The organism is Aurantimonas sp. 22II-16-19i, assembly GCF_002088275.1.
Lineage (GTDB): Bacteria > Pseudomonadota > Alphaproteobacteria > Rhizobiales > Rhizobiaceae > Jiella.
Genome location: NZ_AQQS01000005.1, coordinates 49,876 through 67,408, shown reverse-complemented (window position 1 = coordinate 67,408; position 17,533 = coordinate 49,876). Strand labels below are relative to the sequence as shown.

The following is a 17,533-nucleotide window of genomic DNA, read 5'->3' as shown; positions in this document are numbered from 1 at the left end:
CGACGCCGCCGACCATCGTCGGCGTCCGAGCCGGGGTCTCGCGCGTGCACAGCGGTCTCATCGCCCTCGTGGCGATCGTCTATCTGTTGCTTCTCTTCGCCGTCGCCTATTGGGGCGACCGGAGGGCGGCCCGTCGTCCGGCCGATGCCAGCCGGCCGGCCGTCTATGCGCTGAGCCTTGCTGTCTACTGCACCTCCTGGACCTTCCTCGGCTCCGTCGGCGTCGCCGCCCGCGAGGGATTTGCGTTCCTGGCGATCTATCTCGGCCCGATCCTGGTCTTCCTTCTCGCACCAAGCTTCATCGAGCGGATCGTCCGCCACGCCAAGGCCGAGAAGATCACCACCGTCGCCGACTTCATCGGCTCGCGCTACGGCAAGAGCCCGGCCGTCGCGGCGCTCGCCACCGTTATCGCCCTGGTCGGCACGGTTCCCTACATCTCGCTGCAGCTGAAGGCGATCTCGACCAGCGTCGCCACCCTCGTGTTCCACTATCGGCCCAATCTCGACGTGCCGCCGCTGTTCGGCGACCTGTCCCTTTTGATCGCCACCGTCCTCGGCCTGTTCGCGATCCTGTTCGGGACCCGCCATGCCGACGCCACCGAGCACCAGGACGGCCTGGTGCTGGCGGTCGCCATGGAATCGCTGATCAAGCTCGGCGCCTTCATCGCCGTCGGCATCTGGGCAACCTTCTTCCTGTTCGACCCGCAGGAACTCTGGCGCACGGCGCTCGCCAGCACCGCCGTCAGGACGGCGTTCACGACGCCGCTGGCCGGCTCCTTCTTCGCCAGCCTCGGCCTCAGCGCGCTGGTCATCCTGCTTCTGCCCCGCCAGTTCCACATGACCGTCGTCGAGAACCGCACGCGCGGCGAGATCCGCCGGGCAAGGTGGCTGTTTCCGATCTATCTCGTCGCGATCAACCTGTTCGTCGTGCCCATCGCCGCCGCCGGTCTCATCCGACTCGGCCCGCAGTTCGACGCCGATCTCTACGTGCTCGCCCTGCCGCTCTCCTCGGGAGCCGATCTCCTCGGTCTCGTCGCCTTCATCGGCGGGCTGTCGGCGGCGACCGCCATGGTCATCGTCGCCAGCGTCGCCCTGGCGATCATGATCTCCAACGACCTCGTCCTGCCGATCCTCCTGAAGCGCCGCGGCCGCCGGCCCGGCAATCCCGGCGACGAGACCCGCCTGATCCTCAACGTCCGCCGCTCGGCGATCCTGACGATCGTCTTCTTCGGCTACGTCTATTACCGCTTCGCCGGGGACGGCAGCGGCCTCGCCTCGATCGGCCTTCTCTCCTTCGCCGCCATCGCCCAGCTTGCTCCAGCCCTCTTTGCCGGCCTCTACTGGAAGCGCGCCAATGCCCGCGGCGCCATGGCGGGGCTCTCGGCGGGCGTCGTCCTCTGGGCGCTCACCCTGCTCGCCCCGACGCTGGGCATCGCCACCCCGCTGCCGGGCATCCTGATCGGTGACGACGGTATGCCGCTCGTCGATCCGCTGCTTCTCGGTGTCGTCCTCAGCCTGTCGGCCAATCTCGCCTGCCTCGTCGCGGGCTCGCTCAGCCGGCCGGCACGGCCGCTGGAGCGGATCCAGGCGGCTGTCTTCGTCGGCCGCGACGGCTTTGCCGCGGCGCCCGGCCGGCGCATGCGCATCAACGTAAGGGTCGCCGATCTCAAGTCGACGATCGCCCGCTATCTCGGGACGAGGCGCACCGAACGCGCCTTTACCGCCTTCGCCCGCGACCATCAGGGCGTTCTCGCCGACGAGGCCGCGGCGGACGGCGCGACGATCAACTTCTCCGAACAGCTGCTCGCCTCGGCGATCGGCTCGGCGTCCTCGCGCCTCGTCCTGTCGCTCTTGTTCCAGCGCCACGCCGATTCCAGCAGCACGGCGCTGCAGCTGCTCGACGATGCGACCGAGGCGCTGCAGTACAACCGCGACCTCCTGCGCATCGCGCTGGAGCAGGTCGATCAGGGCCTCGCCATCTTCGACGGCGACTTCTGCCTCACCTTCTGGAACCGGCAGTTCCGCGACCTCGTCGGCCTGACCGCCGAATTCGGCCGGGTCGGCACACCGCTCACCGCCGTCTTCGACCAGCTGCTCGTCGACGGCGAGATCGACCCGGGCGAATATGCGGCGAGCTTCGACCAGCTGACCCGCCCGCCGGCGCAGCGCCAGATCGCCCTCGCCCGGTCCGGCCGCACCATCGAAATGCGCGTCAACACCATGCCCGACGGCGGCCTCGTCGCCACCGTCTCGGACATGACGGAACGGGTGCGCCGGGCTGTGGCGCTGCGGGAGATCAACGAGACGCTGGAGGAGCGGGTGCGCCAGCGCACGGCCGAACTGACCGCCGCCAACCGGGATCTCGCCGAGGCCCGTCGCGCGGCGGAGGCGGCGAACCTGTCGAAGACCCGCTTCCTGGCCGCTGCCGGCCACGACATCCTGCAGCCGCTGAATGCCGCCCGCCTCTATGTCTCGGCGCTGGAGCAGCGCCACGGTCGCTCCGCCGACGCCGATCTCGCCGGCAATATCGGCTCGTCCCTCGAAGCGGTCGAGGCGATCATCGGCGCCGTCCTCGACATCTCACGTCTCGACGCCGGGGGAATGCAGGCCAAGCTCACCGAATTTCCACTGCAGCCGCTGTTGAAGCAGATCGAGACGGACCTGCGACCGCTCGCCGAGGAGAAGGGCCTGTCGCTGCGCTTCATCGCGACCTCCGTCGCGGTCCGATCCGACCGCAACCTCCTGCGCCGCCTGATCCAGAATCTCGTCTCCAACGCCGTCAAATACACCCGGCAAGGCAAGATCGTCGTCGGCGTGCGGCGGCGCGGTCAGGACCGGATCGACCTCGAGATCGCCGACAGCGGCATCGGCATCCCGCAGGACAAGCTGCAGACCATCTACGAGGAATTCGTGCGCCTCGACGAGGGCAGCCGGACGGCGAGCGGCCTGGGGCTCGGCCTGTCGATCGTCGACCGCATCGCCCGCGTCCTCGACCATCCGGTCGCGGCGCGATCGCGGCACGGCAGCGGCACCGCCTTCCGGGTCGGACTGCCCCTCGCCGCACCCGGCTTCGGCGAGGCCGCAGTGAGCGTTTCGCCCCGGGCGCAGATCGGCCTGGCGGTCTCGGGCGCGATGGTGCTGTGCATCGACAACGAGCCGGCCATCCGCGACGGCATGAAGACGCTGCTGACCGGCTGGGGCTGCGAGGTCGAGGCCTTCGCCTCGGCTGACGAGGCGGTAGCGGCGCTGGCGACGTCGCGCTTCCGGCCGGAAATCGCGCTGGTCGACTACCATCTCGACGACGGCGGCGACGGGCTGGTCGCGCTCGCCGAGCTGCGGCGGCGGCTAGACGAGCGGCTCTTCGCCATCCTGGTCACCGCCGACCGTTCGGCGAAGGTGCGCGAGGAGGCTCTCGCCATGGGCGTGCAGGTGCTGACCAAGCCCTTGAAGCCGGCCTCGCTCCGGGCGGCGATGGCGAGTGCGCTGCAGCGCCAGGAAGCCGCCGAGTAGCCGTTCCGGCGAGGCATCGCCGCAACGCTCGCGCCATTGCCGGCCCCCTCTGCCCGGCCTCATTGCCCGGCCGACAAGAGTTAGCCGGCGATGCTGCGCTCCGGGTCGATGCCGAGCTTGCCGAGCTGGATCACTGCCTGGGTGCGGCTGTCGACGCCGAGCTTGAGGAGGACGGCCGAGACATGGGCCTTGATCGTCGGCTCGGAGACCCCGAGCTCATAGGCGATCTGCTTGTTGAGGAGGCCGCGGCCGAGCATCGACAGAACCCTTGTCTGCTGCGGCGTCAGGGTCTTCACCCGGGCGATCAGGTCGGCGACGTCGGGATCGCCCGGCGCATCCAGAGACACGTCCCCCGGCAGCCACACGTCGCCGGACAGCAGCCGGACGATCGCGGTGCGGATCTCGTCGAAGCCGGCCGATTTCGGGATGAAGCCCGAGGCGCCGAGGTCGAGGGCGCGGGCGATGATCTGGCTGTCCTCGCTGGCAGACACGATGGCGATCGGCACGGAGGGATGCTCGGCGCGCAGGAGCGCCAGACCCGACAGCCCGCTGGTTCCCGGCATGGCCAGATCGAGCAGCAGGAGATCGGCATCGCCGTGCCGTTCGAGCGCCGCGGCGGCCTGGTCGAAATCGGCCGCCTCGACGATCTCCGCGCCTTGCGGAAGCGACAGGAGAATCTCCTTCAGCGCCCCGCGAAACAGCGGATGATCGTCGGCGACGATGAAAAGCGGGCGCATCGGCTCCTCTTTCTGGGTTGTCCTCACGGCGGTCCCTGCTGTAGCCAACGGAGCGTTGCATTGCGAGGCCGCCGCCAGCCGATTGCCGCAATGCGCAGCCGCCGTCGTCTCGTCCTTCCGGCGATCATGCCTCTAAAGGGGCGTCGCGAGGCCCGTCGCGGCTCAGTTTGCTACGAGACCGGTTGCACGCGTCATCGTGATCGGCATGCGAAAACGCAGGTAGCGCGGATCAAACTCGCCGAGCCGCGCCAGCGCGTCCCAGTCGCGGATCGCCATGCGCGAGCGCTCCCGGTCGACCAGGCCGGCGATCCTCAGGTCGCGCAGCACCCGGTTGACGGTCACGACGGTCAGGCCGAGCGCGTCGGCGAGCTCGTGCTGGGTCAGCGGCAGGCGGTAGACATGGTCGGGGGCGAGCCCCACGGCCTGCATGCGCATGGCGAGTTCGCAGAGGAGATGAGCGGTGCGGCTCTGGCCCGACAGCCGGCCGAGGCCGACGATCCATTCGCGGAAGATCGCCCCGTCGATCAGCGTCTCGCGCCACAGCGCCGCGGCGACCCGCGGCCGGCGGACGCACAGCTCCCACACCGCCTCGTGGGCGATGAAGCCGATGCGGCTCTGCGCCGTCGCCGCAAAGCTGTGGTCCATGTAGTTCATGTGCAGGCTGTGAAGATCCGGAATGTCGCCGGCAACGTGGAAGGCGATGATCTGCCGCTTGCCTTCCAGCGTGTGCCGATAGCGATGGGTAAACCCATCGATCAGGATGCAGCACTGCCTGACATATTGCCCCTCCGACACGATGTCGATTCCGGCATCGAACTCGCGCGTCGTCACCGGCAAGGCGAGAATGTCCGCCTCGTCATCGGCATCGATCTCCGCTACCAGGTTCAACCGCTTCAAGAGGATCTTCTGGGCGGTCTTGTCCAAACGTTCCTCCAGCTCGATTCGCCGCTGCCCCGCGGGGGCACCGGCGTTCGGCCCTGTTGCAGTGTTTTGCATTGCCGTAGGCACAGGTCGGTGCGTGACAGAGGGTGCACCGGCCACGCGGGTCTCTCCCCCTATAGGACATACGGCCGCCCGAAGGGAAGCGCCGCGGGCTGGCCAGCCTCCGGATTCCGGGCAAAAAGCGGCGATATGCGGCATCTGCCGCACCGCTCGACGGCGATGGCGAGCCCGGGCCGACGACCGGGGGCGCAGGCCCGGTCAGCGGCGTCGAAAGGACGACGATTCGCCACAGGGGCCGGCGGGCACAGCCCTCAGTGCGCCATCAGCATCGGCAGGCCGGCGCTCCGGACGAGATTGCGGGTGACGCCGCCGAGCAGGTACTCGCGCAGGCGCGAATGGCCGTAGGCGCCGGCGACGAGGAGATCCGCCCCGACGGCCTTCGCCTCGGCGAGCAACCCTTCGGCCGGATCGGTCCAGCCCGGCAGCTCGCGGAGCTCGACCGTCACGCCGTGCCGGGCGAGATGGCGGGCCATGTCGTTCATCGGCTCGATGCCGCGCTCTTCGGCGCTGCCATCCTCCGCGACACTCGCCAGGATTGCCAGATCCGCGCGCTCCAGGAACGGCAGCGCCGCGGCGATCGCCCGCGCGCATTCCGGCGTATCGCGGAACGCGACGAGAACCGTCGCCGGGGCCTTGGCGTCGGCCGCATCGTCCGGCACCAGCAGGATCGGGGCCCGTGCATCGAACAGCACCGCCTCGAACAACGACATGTCGGTCGCCTGGGTCACCGATTTCTGCGACTGGACGACCAGGTCGACGAGCCCGCTCTGGCGCATGACGGCCGAGCGCAGCTCGCCGAGCGTGCCGTCCGAGCGCCGCAGCTCCCATGGCACGCCGAGCCTCTCCAGCCTTTGCCGCAGGCCGGCCGCTACCGTGTCCCCCGCCTCCTCCGCTTGCCGTGCGAATTCGGCGGACAGCACCGCCGAGCCCGGAGCCGTCGCCAGGATGGGGATCGGAATGTGGTTGAGATAGTGGCAGTCGAGATGGGCGCCGAAGCTGGCGGCGAGCGTCTCCGCATAGGCGATCGCCGGCTCGTCGCTCTGCGCGCCGATCAGCATGACGCCGAGATCGGCGATGAAAGGCGAGGCCGCCGAGCCGTGCGATTGCGACTGGGAATGATCCGAACGGTCTTCGAAGGTCATGGTCCCTGCTCCCTGGTTGGATTCGAAGCCCACCATAGCACCGATTGACCGCCCTCCGGTTGATCAAGGTCAACATCCGTTCGACGCAGCCGTCTGGCACGAACCCAACGGGCGGGGGCCAAGCGGAAGCCGGGCGGCCGGTCTTGTCTTTGCCGCCGCGATCGGGCAGTTCCGGTTTGTCGCCGCGCTCATCGGGCCGGGGCGACGCTCCGTCGATCCGGCACGGTGCGACCACCGGCGAGACGCGACGAAAAGACATGCGAGGCTTGGCCCATGCATCTTCTGTTCCGCGCCCTCGGCCTTCTCGTTCTGGCCGTCGGCGTCGTCTTCGCCGTCGGCGACATCGCCCGGTCCCTCGCCGACGAGACGACGCAACTCGTGACCATCGACCAGGCGCTCGCCGCCATGGGTTTCGTACTCGCCGAGGCCGCCCCGGGCTCGAGCACCATCGCCGTCGTCGGCACGTGGTCGATGTCCATCACCTGCGGCGCGCTCGGCCTCGGGCTCATGCTTCTCGGCCACCGCGGCAGGCGCCGGGGTCGGGACATCCGGCGCATGCCCTGAAGGGCCGCAGACGCGCTCCCTTGATGGCGAAGACGTTTCGGCCGACATAGGAAGCTCGGAGGGTGGGTCGGCCCGAGGCGAGGCGGCAAACCTTGTCTGCGCCTGCCCGGCGCAAGTTCCAGCGCCGCGACGGACCGGTCCCGCAAGGAGGCTCCATGTACATTCTCGACATGTTTTCCCGGAAGATGAAGCTGCCTGCACCCGGCGACGCGCTGCCCGGCCGCAGCGAGCCGATCGTGACGGCGGCAGAGCATTTCATCACGCACCGTCCGCTCAAGGGCCCCTTCCCCGCAGGCCTCGAGACGGCGATGTTCGGCATGGGCTGCTTCTGGGGCGTCGAGCGCCGGTTCTGGCAGACCGAGGGCGTCTGGGTCACCGCCGTCGGCTATGCCGCAGGCGTCACCCCGAACCCGACCTACCAGGAGGTCTGCACCGGCCAGACAGGGCACAACGAGGTGGTGCTGGTCGTCCACGATCCGGACGTCGTGTCCTACGAGCATCTCCTGAAGGCCTTCTGGGAGGGCCACAATCCGACCCAGGGCATGCGCCAGGGCAACGACATGGGCACCCAGTACCGCTCCGGCATCTACACGCTTTCGGGCGCGCAGGCCGAGGCGGCCAGCGCCTCGAAGCTCCGCTACCAGGAGGCTCTGGCGAAGGCCGGCCACAAGGGCACGATCAGCACCGAGATCCTGCCGGCGCCGGAGTTCTTCTACGCCGAGGACTATCACCAGCAGTATCTCGCCAAGAATCCGCGCGGCTATTGCGGCGGCGGCGGAACGGGAATTTCATGCCCCGTCGGGATCACCGCCCTGCCCGCCGGCTGAGCAGCCTGCAGCCGCTTCAGGCATCCCATCGCCGGGCGCGTGGAACGCCGTCGCGTTTCGACGCCCGCCCGCCGCGATCCCACTGATTTCACTTCAATCCGGCCGCAGCCCGTGCCACTCTGCCGACCGGCGCGGGTTTCCCGCCTGCCGCGGCTTGGCGGCACGAGCCCGGGTCGCCCGCCGAAGTCGAACCACTCTCTCGCCAACAGGGATCCTGACCTCGATGAAACATCTCCTCGCCGCCATGCTCGCCGCCACGGTCCTGTCCGCGTCGGCCGCCTCCGCCGCCGATTTCAAGCCGGCGATCCTCTACGACCTCGGCGGCAAGTTCGACAAATCCTTCAACGAGGGTGCCTATGACGGCGCCGAGCGGTTCGAGAAGGAGACCGGGACCGAGTATCGCGAGTTCGAGATCGTCAACGACGCCCAGCGCGAGCAGGCCCTGCGGCGCTTTGCCCGGGACGGCGCCAGCCCGATCATCTCGGTCGGCTTCTCCCAGGCCGCGGCGCTGGAGGCCGTCGCCAAGGAATATCCGGACACTGAGTTCGCCATCATCGATTCCGTCGTCGACCTGCCTAACGTCCGCTCGATCCTCTTCAAGGAAGAGGAAGGCTCCTATCTCGTCGGCATCCTGGCGGCGATGAAGTCCGCCGACGGCAAGGTCGGCTTCATCGGCGGCATGGACATCCCGCTGATCTCGAAATTTTCCTGCGGCTACAAGGGCGGCGTCAAGTCGGTCTCGAAGGACGACGCGGTGTTCGAGAACATGACCGGCTCGACGGGCGCGGCCTGGAACGACCCGGTGCGCGGCGGCGAGCTCGCCAAGGCGCAGATCGACAAGGGCGCCGACGTGATCTTCCACGCCGCCGGCGGCACCGGCATCGGCGTGCTGCAGGCGGCGGCGGATGCCGGCAAATACGGCATCGGCGTCGATTCCAACCAGAACGGCCTGTTCCCCGGCCATGTCCTGACGTCGATGGTCAAGCGGGTCGACAACGCCGTCTACCAGGCGTTCATGGACGCCAAGGACGACAAGTGGACGTCAGGCGTGGTCACGCTCGGCCTCAAGGAAGAGGGCGTCGGCTACACGATCGACGAGCACAACAAGGACCTCATCACCGACGAGATGAAGGCGGCGGCCGAGAAGGCCAAGGCGGACATCATCGCCGGCACGATCGAAGTCCACGACTACACGACCGATTCCAGCTGCCCCTACTGACAACGGCCCGAGCCGGGCGGCAGCGGGCCGTCAAACACGATCTGCCCATCCGATCGAAGCGTCGCCGGCCCTCCGGCGGCGCTTTTTGCATGGTCAGATCGCCTTGCATGGTCAGATCGCCGACGCACGCGGGTGCCACGGCACCGACCGTCCAATGTCTCGGCAAGACGGCCAGTCCTGCCGCTTTCGCAGACACGCTGGCTCCGTTCAACCCGCAATAACCGTCAGCAGAGATGACGATCTGCCGCAAGGTCGTCATGGATGATATCGCGAAGCCGGTTGCTTCGATCGCTCTTCTGCCTCTACTCTACAGATGTCGGTGTCGAAGCCGGGAGGAATGAGCTTCGACTGGAGACAAAGGGAGGCGATATTGACCAAGCAACTCATTGATCGCAGAGCATTTCTCGGCCGTTCGGCGCTGGCTGGCGGCGCCGTTGCGGCAACGCTCGCCGCACCGCATGTGGCACGGGCGCAAGGGCAGACGACGACCTGGCGGGTGCAGACCTCCTGGCCGGGCGGCATCGGCCTCACCACCTTCAAGGAGTGGTGCGCGTCGATCAAGGACAAGACCGGCGGCGAGCTGGAATTCACCCCCTTCGGCGCCAATGACGTCGTCGGCGACTTCCAGCTCTTCGACGCGGTGAAGAACGGCGTGCTGGAAGCGGTGAACCCCTTCACCATCTACGCGCAAGGCATCATCCCGGCGGCGGTGTTCCTCACCTCCTATCCGCTCGGCCTGCGCAATCCGCACGAGTTCGACACCTTCTATTACGGCCTCGGCGGCCTCGAGATCGCCCGCGAGCTCTATGCGGCGCAGGGCATGCATTTCGTCGGTCCGATCCAGCACGACGCCAACATCATCCACTCCAAGGTGCCGATCCGCTCGATCGACGACTTCCGCGACCGCAAGATGCGCCTGCCGGGCGGCATGGTCGCCGAGGTGTTCCAGGCGCTCGGCGCCAAGACCACCGTTCTGCCGGGCTCGGAGATCTTCCCGGCGCTGGAGAAGGGCACCATCGACGTCGCCGACTATACCGGCCCCGCCGTCAACTATGCCCTCGGCTTCAGCCAGGTGACCAAATACATCTCCATGGGCCCTCCGGGCTTCATGTCGCTGTACCAGCCCGTCGACCTGATGGACCTGACCGTCGGCAAGGCCGCCTGGGACAAGCTGTCGCCGCAGATGCAGCAGTTCGTCGAGATGGAGACGCATGCCTATTCCGACATGCACCATGCGGCGATCCAGAAGGCCAACCAGGAAGCCTGGCAGAAGTTCGCCGACGACGGCACCGAGGTGACCCGCCTCACCCAGGACGACGTCGCGCTGATGACCGAGGTCGCCGTGCCGATCTGGTTCAACTGGGCGAACAAGGACAAGGACGCCGCCAGGGTCTTCAAGATCCAGCTCGACTACATGCAGTCGGGATCCCTCGGCTATGTCGAGCCGAGCCTGCTCGAGGGGCTGGAACTCACCAACCTCTGAGCTTCCGCCTCGTCGCCGCGGACTTTCCCGCGCGCTGACCCAGGCACGATCGCGCGAGAGCGGCACAGCCTCTTTCCGCGGTCGTGCCGGACCAGGGGCCGGCGCGCTTTTTTTCCCCTCACCAGGATCAGACCCATGCCGAGCTTGACGTTCGTACTGCCGCACTGGCTGTACTGGGCGCTGCTCGTCGTCTTCCCGCTCTTCGCCATGGCCATGGCGCGGCGCGGGCGAAGCGACGGGCCGCGCGTCTATTCGCTGCCGCTTGCCTATTTCGTGCTGGTTACCGGCGGCATGCTCGGCCTCCATCGCTTCTATCTGAAGAGCATCCCCTGGGGGCTGGTCTTCCTGCCGCTCTTTGCCGCGATCCTCTACGCCAACGCCCACCAGCGCGATGCCCGGTCCGCCTATTCCGACGCCGCCAACATCGTGCGCGTCTCGACCAGCACGATCGAGCGGGAGGAGCCGCGGCTGGCCGAGGCCGACGCCTCGCTGGCCGGGCTGCGCGCCGAGGTGGCCGCAGCCGAGGAAGGCTCCTTCACCCGGCGGGCGGCCGAGCGCCGGCTGCAGCGCGAGGAGCGACGGCTGGAGAGCTCGCGCCAGCGCCTCGAAGCCGCCCGCATCGATCTTCGCGAGCAGCAGGCGATCGCCCAGACGACCGGGGAAAGTCGCGATTTCTGGGAAAACGTCGCCTTCATCGCCTTCGTGGCGATCCTCTGTCTCGTCGCCGTCGATGCCCTGCTGCTGCCCTTCCTGGTCCGCAGCGCCAACCGGAAGCTGGCGACCGAGGGGGCGGACGAGGAACCGCTGCAGCCTCTCAGCGGCGAGTTTCTCAAGGACCGCGCCAACATCCATCCCGGCCCGTCCGGCTGGATCGACCGATTGTCCTTCTATTCCGGCGAGTTCGTCTCCTACTGGGCGGTCATCGCCGTCTTCGTCTACTACTACGAGGTCGTCGCCAGATACGTCTTCAACTCGCCGACCAACTGGGCCCATGAGGGCATGTATCTCATGTTCGGGATGCAATATCTCATCATGGGCGCCTATGCGATGCTGAGCGAAAGCCATGTGCGCGTCGATATCTTCTATGCGCCGCTGTCGCCGCGCCGCAAAGCCTTGGCCGACATCCTGACCTCGGTGTTCTTCTTCATCTTCGCGGGCGTGCTCCTCGTCACCGGCTGGATCTTCGCGGCAGACGCGACGCGCGTGAGCGAGGTCTCCTTCACCGACTGGCAGCTCGCCTACTGGCCGTTCAAATGGGCGATCGTCGTCGGCGCGGCCCTCCTCGTCCTGCAGGGCCTCGCCAAGCTCGCCCAGGATTTCCGAACCCTCGCAAGCGGGGTGCCCAGCACCCCCGGCGCCTCCAGCACTCCCGGAAAGGCCTGAACGATGGGTCTCGAAATCGACATCGGCTGGCTGACGCTGATCATGTTCGGCAGCCTGCTCCTGCTCTTGATGGCCGGGCTGCCGCTGGCCTTCGTCACCGGCGGCCTCGCCTGCGTCTTCCTCTTCATCCTCGGCGACTGGCAGACGCTGAACATCGTGCCGTCGCGCATCTTCCCGCTGATGACCAACTACCAGCTCTCGGCCATCCCGCTGTTCATCTTCATGGCGGCGATGCTCGAGCGCGCCGGCATCATCAACGACATGTTCGACGTCATCTACAAGGTGCTCGGCGGGGTGAAGGGCGGCCTCGCCGCCGCGACGATCATCGCCTCGACGATTCTCGCCGCCATGGTCGGCGTCATCGGCGCGGCGGTCGTCACCATGGGCATCATCGCGCTCCCGGCCATGCTCAAGCGCCACTACAATCCCGAGATCGCCATGGGCTCGATCATGGCCGGCGGCACCCTCGGCATCCTGATCCCGCCATCGATCCTCGCCATCATCTACGCCGTCGTCGCCGAACAGTCGGTGGGCGAACTGTTCATCGGCGCGGTGTTTCCGGGGCTGCTCCTGTCCGGCCTCTACATCCTCTACGTCGTCGCCCGGTCCTACATCGACCCGAGCCTCGGCCCGCCGGCGCCCCTGGAAGAGCGCATCTCGTTCCGCGAGAAGATCCAGGTGATGTCGAAGATGTCGGCGCCGGTCGCGCTCATCGTCGTCGTCCTCGGCGTCATCTTCTCCGGCGTCGCGACGCCGGTGGAAGCCGCCGGCATCGGCACCTTCGGCGCCTTCATCGTCGCGGCGATCCACCGCAAGCTCGACTGGCCGACCGTCCAGGGCGCATGCCTCACGACGCTGAAGGCCACCGCCATGGTCATCTGGATCATGTTCGGCGCGACGATCTTCGTCGGCCTCTACGTCCTCGAAGGCGGCCAGCAGTTCGTCGCCGGCGCCATGCAGGGCATGGGGCTGGGGCCGTGGGGGATCCTGATCTTCATGCAGATCATCCTGATCTTCCTCGGCATGTTCCTCGACTGGGTCGGCATCCTGCTTCTCTGCGTCCCGATCTTCGTGCCGATCATCAAGGGCCTCGGCGCCGCCGCCTTCGGCCTCGATACCGCCGACGACCTCGTCCTGTGGTTCGGCGTCCTCTATCTCGTCAACATGCAGATGAGCTTCCTGTCGCCGCCCTTCGGCTACGCGCTGTTCTATCTGCGCGGCGTCGCCCCGCCGGAAATCCCGATGGCCCGGATCTTCAAGGCGGCGATGCCCTTCCTGACGATCCAGCTGATCGGCCTCGTCCTGTGCATGGTGTTCCCGGAGATCATCACCTGGCTGCCGAAGGTCGTCTATGGCTGAGACGGAAGGACAGGCGCGGGGCGAGCCGTGAGTTCGCTCTCGCCGCGGTCGTTTTGTCGGCCCCGTCGAATGGTCATGGCGCGGCAGCCCCCTATATCGGCTGGGGCGGAGCTTGGGTTCCGCCTTCTCCTGTGACCGCCAGCCGAAAGATCGACCGCAGCATATGCTGGAGTCCCTCTATGTCCTGATTCTCGTCTCGACCGTGCTCATCGTGGTCGCCGCCTTCTCCAGCCTGCTCGCCTTCCGCTTCGGGGCGCCGCTGTTGCTCCTGTTCCTGTCGATCGGCCTTCTCGCCGGCGTCGACGGCATGGGCATCGATTTCGACAATGCCGGCCTTGCCTATTTCGTCGGGACGATCGCCCTCGCGGTCATCCTGTTCGATTCGGGCTTCGGCACCCGCCTCTCCACCTTCCGGCTCGCGGCGGCGCCGGCCCTGACGCTGGCGACCGTCGGCGTTCTGGCGACCGCCATCCTCTTCGGCCTCGCCGCGACCTGGCTCCTCGCCATTCCGCTGGTCGAGGGCCTTCTCCTCGGCGCCATCGTCGGCTCGACCGACGCGGCGGCAGTGTTCTTCCTCCTGCGCGTCGGCGGCATCACCGTGCGCGAGCGGGTCCGCTCGCTGCTCGAGATCGAATCCGGCACCAACGATCCGATGGCGATCTTCCTGACCGTCGCGCTGGTCGAGACGATCCGCACCGGTTCCGGGGTCGAGGCGGTCGGCATCGACGTCGCCCTCGGCCTTCTCGGCCAGATGACCATCGGTCTCCTCGGCGGCCTCATCGGCGGCGCGATGATCGTGGCGATGGTCCGGCGGCTGACGATCGACCGCGGCCTCCTGCCGATCATCACGCTGGCCCTGGCACTGTCGGTGTTCGCCGCCGTCGGCGCCGTCGGCGGCTCGGGCTTCCTCGCCGTCTACGTCGCCGGCCTCTATGCGGGCAACGCCAAGCTGTCCAACGCCGCCATCATCAAGCGCTTCCAGGACGGGCTGACCTGGCTCGCCCAGATCGTCATGTTCCTGATCCTCGGCCTTCTGGCGACGCCGTCCCAGTTCGAGGCGATCCTGTGGCCCTCGCTGGCGCTGGCCGCCTTCCTGATCTTCGTCGCAAGGCCATTCGCCGTCTGGCTCTGCCTCCTGCCCTTCGACTTCCAGCGCCGCGAGATGGCCTTCGTCTCCTGGGTCGGCCTGCGCGGCGCCGTGTCGATCCTGCTCGCCATCGTGCCGCTGATCGGCGGGCTCGACGATTCCCGCCTGTTCTTCAATGCCGCCTTCATCATCGTCCTGACGTCGCTGCTGGTCCAGGGCTGGACCATCGCCAGCGTCGCAAGGCGGCTCGGCCTGGTCGTTCCGCCGCGCACCGGCGCCATCGAGAAGCACGAGCTGGAGCTGCCGGGCTCGCCCGACCACGAGCTCCTCTCCTACCGCGTCGTCGAGGGCAGCCCGGTCGCCCGCGGCGAGCGCATCCCGCGCTGGGCCCGGCCGTCTCTCGTCATCCGCGAGGGCCGCTCGATGGCGTATCAGTATGCCGGCCGCCTCAGGGCCGGCGACTACGTCTTCCTGTTCATCTCGCCGCGCTATCCGCCGCTGCTCGACCGGCTGTTCGCGCGTCCCGCAGACCTCAGCCCCGACGATTCGGAGTTCTTCGGGGAGTTTTCGGTCGATCCCGGCGCCAAGGCCGCGGCACTGGCCGAGGCCTACGGGATCCGGCTGCAACCGGGCGAAGAGGCGATGACGATCTCGGAATTCATGAAGGCGCGGCTCGGCGGCGAGGCGGACTATGGCGACAGGGTGCCGGCGGCGCCCGTCGAGCTGATCGTGCGCCAGATCGGCCTCGACGGCGCCGTGGTCGCGGCCGGCCTGTCGCTCGTTCCCGAAAGCGGACGCGGCAGCGCGATCCCGCTGTTCTTCAGCCGGCGCGACCTGGTCGCGATCATGCGCCGCGCCTTTTCCCGCTGGACGAAGGATTCCTCACGGCGGCGCTAAGATCGGCTGATCTGGACGATGCCTTGCCGGAGCGATACGAGAACGACAGCGAGACAGAGCGGGCATGGCGTTGGGTCGCCGCAGAGACCCGCACCGCATCGTTGGCCACACCCCAAGGAGGACCTATCGTGACGCCATTCAACACCCTCGACGACGCGGACGTGGCCGGCAAGCGCGTGCTCCTGCGCGTCGATCTGAACGTTCCGATGAAGGACGGCGTCGTCACCGACAGGACCCGCATCGAGCGCGTCCTGCCGACCATCCGCGAGATCGCCGACAAGGGCGGCCGGGTCGTGCTCCTGGCGCATTTCGGCCGCCCGAAGGGACAGCCGAACACGGAGATGTCGCTGGCGCCGGTGGCGCCCGTCCTGTCCGAGATGCTGGGCAAACCCGTCGGCTTTGCCGAAGACTGCGTCGGACCGGTGGCGGCAGGGGTGGTCGCCGCGCTGCAGGACGGCGACGTCGTGCTCCTGGAGAACACCCGCTTCCACGCCGGCGAAGAAAACAACGAGCCGGCCTTCGTCGACGCCCTCGCCTCGCTCGGCGACCTCTACGTGAACGACGCCTTCTCGGCCGCCCACCGCGCCCATGCCTCGACTGAGGGCCTTGCCCACCACCTGCCCGCCTATGCCGGACGGACCATGCAGGCCGAGCTGGAAGCCCTGGAGAAGGGCCTCGGCCAGCCCGAGCGGCCGGTGGTCGCCGTCGTCGGCGGCGCCAAGGTCTCCTCGAAGATCGATCTGTTGCAGAACCTCGTCACCCGCGTCGATGCGCTGGTGATCGGCGGCGGCATGGCCAACACCTTCCTCGCCGCACAAGGGATCTCGGTCGGCAAGTCGCTGTGCGAGCACGATCTCGCCGAGACGGCCCATGCGATCGTCAAGGCCGCCGAGGCGTCCGGCTGCGCCATCGTCCTGCCCACCGACGCGGTGGTCGCGCGCGAGTTCAAGGCGGGCGCTGCGAGCGAGACGGTCGACGTCGACGCGGTGCCGGCGGATGCGATGATCCTCGACACCGGCCCGAGAAGCGTCGAAGCCGTCAATCAGTGGCTCGACAAGGCCAAGACGCTGGTCTGGAACGGCCCGCTCGGCGCCTTCGAGATCGCGCCCTTCGACAAGGCGACGGTCGCGGCCGCGCGCCATGCGGCGGAGCTCACCCGGGCAGGCAAGCTGATCTCGGTCGCCGGCGGCGGCGACACGGTCGCGGCCCTCAATCAGGCTGGCGCGGCGTCCGACTTCAGCTATGTTTCGACGGCGGGTGGCGCTTTCCTGGAGTGGATGGAAGGAAAGGCCCTGCCAGGCGTCGAGGTTCTGAAGCGATGACAGCACCGCAAGGCCGCTTTTCCGCCGAGCCGGCAAGCAGCTTCGAAGATTTCGCCAACCAGTTCGATCCGGGCGGACTGGCCGCCTCGTTCAAGACCGGCGTGATCTCCTGGCTGCTCCTGCCGGTCTATGTCTGGCAGGGCCTGCAGACGCGGCGCCGCGTCCTGCGCATGGTGCCGCCGATGGGCAGGACCAGCGGTTGTCTCGGCGCCGAGACGGCGGGCGATGCGGAGGTGAAGCTTCTGGTCATCGGCGATTCCTCCGCCGCCGGCGTCGGTGTCGACCGCATCGACGACTCGCTCGGGCCGAAGCTCGCCGAGCGAATCGCCGCCCTCACCGGCCTCTCGGTGTTCTGGCGCGCCGCCGGCGCGAATTCCGCCGTCTCGGCCGAGATCCGCGACCACGTCGTGCCCAATCTCCCGCGCGAGGCCTTCACCCACATCGTCCTGATGATCGGCACCAACGACGCCAAGAATTTCCACGGCGGCCGGCGCTTCAAGAAGAGCTTCGGCAGCCTCCTCTACGCGCTGAAGGCGAAATGGCCGGAGGCGCGGATCGTCTGGTCGCCGCCGGTGGATCTGAAGCGCGTGCCGGCCCTGCCGCGTGGGCTCGCCCATGTCCTGGAACTGCGCGCCCGGATCGTGCGCAAGATCGGCGCCCGGCTTTGCGCCGAGCGGGGCGCGATCGTCGCCACCACCCTGCCCCGGGTCGAGCCGGCGGGCTTCTCCCGCGACGGCTTCCATGCCTCGGTCGAGGGCTACGCCTATTACGCCAACCACCTCGTCAACTACGTCATCGGCAAGCGGTAGCCCAAAAAGGCTCGCGTCGTCGACGTGAGAGCGTGGCTGAGCCGCGAGGGCTCGCAGGCTGGTCGGTCGGACCGCTTCTCACGCCGACGGCCCGGAACACGCGAAGTGCCGGGCCGCCGATCATATCCGTCTCTCGTCGTTACGCCTGGCGGAATGTCGCACAGACGAACGGAAGTCTCTCAATGCGCCGTTG

The 17,533-nt window shown here is 68.0% G+C and carries 13 protein-coding genes; 10 read left to right on the top strand and 3 right to left on the bottom strand.

Going from position 1 to position 17,533, the window contains the following annotated elements; genetic code table 11:
* Positions 1–44: 44 nt before the first annotated feature.
* Positions 45–3,509, top strand: a complete 3,465-nt coding sequence (locus tag ATO4_RS06525) for a NahK/ErcS family hybrid sensor histidine kinase/response regulator (RefSeq protein ID WP_083590715.1) — start codon at positions 45–47, stop codon at positions 3,507–3,509.
* Positions 3,510–3,589: 80 nt separating this feature from the next.
* Here the strand turns inward: ATO4_RS06525 and ATO4_RS06520 are convergent, their stop codons facing one another.
* From ATO4_RS06520 to ATO4_RS06510, 3 genes are all read right to left on the bottom strand, one after another.
* The gene (locus ATO4_RS06520) at positions 3,590–4,246 is read right to left on the bottom strand and encodes a response regulator transcription factor (protein WP_083590626.1); all 657 of its coding nucleotides are present in this window, start codon (positions 4,244–4,246) and stop codon (positions 3,590–3,592) included.
* Between the two features lie 162 nt (positions 4,247–4,408).
* The gene (locus ATO4_RS06515) at positions 4,409–5,170 is read right to left on the bottom strand and encodes a Crp/Fnr family transcriptional regulator (RefSeq protein ID WP_245308602.1); all 762 of its coding nucleotides are present in this window, start codon (positions 5,168–5,170) and stop codon (positions 4,409–4,411) included.
* Positions 5,171–5,499: 329 nt separating this feature from the next.
* Complete coding sequence (locus tag ATO4_RS06510) at positions 5,500–6,390, bottom strand: universal stress protein (protein ID WP_176222881.1); 891 nt, start codon at positions 6,388–6,390, stop codon at positions 5,500–5,502.
* Between the two features lie 273 nt (positions 6,391–6,663).
* Here ATO4_RS06510 and ATO4_RS06505 point away from each other — a divergent pair, with 273 nt between their 5' ends.
* The 9 genes from ATO4_RS06505 (at position 6,664) to ATO4_RS06470 (ending at position 17,340) form a co-directional block, all read left to right on the top strand.
* Positions 6,664–6,954 (top strand): hypothetical protein, encoded by a 291-nt coding sequence (locus tag ATO4_RS06505; protein ID WP_083590623.1) that lies wholly within the window; start codon positions 6,664–6,666, stop codon positions 6,952–6,954.
* A gap of 155 nt (positions 6,955–7,109) precedes the next feature.
* Positions 7,110–7,781 (top strand): peptide-methionine (S)-S-oxide reductase MsrA, encoded by a 672-nt coding sequence (gene msrA / locus ATO4_RS06500; protein ID WP_083590622.1) that lies wholly within the window; start codon positions 7,110–7,112, stop codon positions 7,779–7,781.
* Between the two features lie 223 nt (positions 7,782–8,004).
* Positions 8,005–9,000, top strand: coding sequence for a BMP family ABC transporter substrate-binding protein (locus ATO4_RS06495; RefSeq protein WP_083590621.1), 996 nt, complete (start codon positions 8,005–8,007; stop codon positions 8,998–9,000).
* Between the two features lie 370 nt (positions 9,001–9,370).
* Entirely contained in the window at positions 9,371–10,483 is a 1,113-nt protein-coding gene (gene dctP, locus ATO4_RS06490) for a TRAP transporter substrate-binding protein DctP (protein WP_245308601.1), read from the top strand.
* Between the two features lie 135 nt (positions 10,484–10,618).
* Entirely contained in the window at positions 10,619–11,866 is a 1,248-nt protein-coding gene (locus ATO4_RS28050; protein ID WP_210191032.1) for a TRAP transporter small permease subunit, read from the top strand.
* A 3-nt stretch (positions 11,867–11,869) separates the two neighbouring features.
* Positions 11,870–13,225: a TRAP transporter large permease subunit gene (locus ATO4_RS06485; protein ID WP_210191031.1), complete on the top strand. Its 1,356-nt coding sequence runs from the start codon at positions 11,870–11,872 to the stop codon at positions 13,223–13,225.
* A gap of 166 nt (positions 13,226–13,391) precedes the next feature.
* Positions 13,392–15,209, top strand: a complete 1,818-nt coding sequence (locus tag ATO4_RS06480; RefSeq protein ID WP_083590714.1) for a potassium/proton antiporter — start codon at positions 13,392–13,394, stop codon at positions 15,207–15,209.
* A gap of 128 nt (positions 15,210–15,337) precedes the next feature.
* Positions 15,338–16,531, top strand: a complete 1,194-nt coding sequence (locus ATO4_RS06475; RefSeq protein ID WP_083590619.1) for a phosphoglycerate kinase — start codon at positions 15,338–15,340, stop codon at positions 16,529–16,531.
* Positions 16,528–17,340, top strand: coding sequence for an SGNH/GDSL hydrolase family protein (locus ATO4_RS06470; protein ID WP_083590618.1), 813 nt, complete (start codon positions 16,528–16,530; stop codon positions 17,338–17,340). Before ATO4_RS06475 ends, ATO4_RS06470 begins: the two co-directional genes overlap by 4 nt.
* The last annotated feature ends 193 nt before the right edge of the window (positions 17,341–17,533 follow it).

Bases quoted from the DNA above. Each gene is read 5' to 3' on its own strand.
- msrA (WP_083590622.1), top strand. From the start codon at position 7,110: ATGTACATTCTCGACATGTTTTCCCGGAAGATGAAGCTGCCTGCACCC.
- ATO4_RS06485 (WP_210191031.1), top strand. From the start codon at position 11,870: ATGGGTCTCGAAATCGACATCGGCTGGCTGACGCTGATCATGTTCGGC.
- ATO4_RS28050 (WP_210191032.1), top strand. From the start codon at position 10,619: ATGCCGAGCTTGACGTTCGTACTGCCGCACTGGCTGTACTGGGCGCTG.
- ATO4_RS06520 (WP_083590626.1), bottom strand. From the start codon at position 4,246: ATGCGCCCGCTTTTCATCGTCGCCGACGATCATCCGCTGTTTCGCGGG.
- ATO4_RS06510 (WP_176222881.1), bottom strand. From the start codon at position 6,390: ATGACCTTCGAAGACCGTTCGGATCATTCCCAGTCGCAATCGCACGGC.
- ATO4_RS06470 (WP_083590618.1), top strand. From the start codon at position 16,528: ATGACAGCACCGCAAGGCCGCTTTTCCGCCGAGCCGGCAAGCAGCTTC.
- ATO4_RS06505 (WP_083590623.1), top strand. From the start codon at position 6,664: ATGCATCTTCTGTTCCGCGCCCTCGGCCTTCTCGTTCTGGCCGTCGGC.
- ATO4_RS06495 (WP_083590621.1), top strand. From the start codon at position 8,005: ATGAAACATCTCCTCGCCGCCATGCTCGCCGCCACGGTCCTGTCCGCG.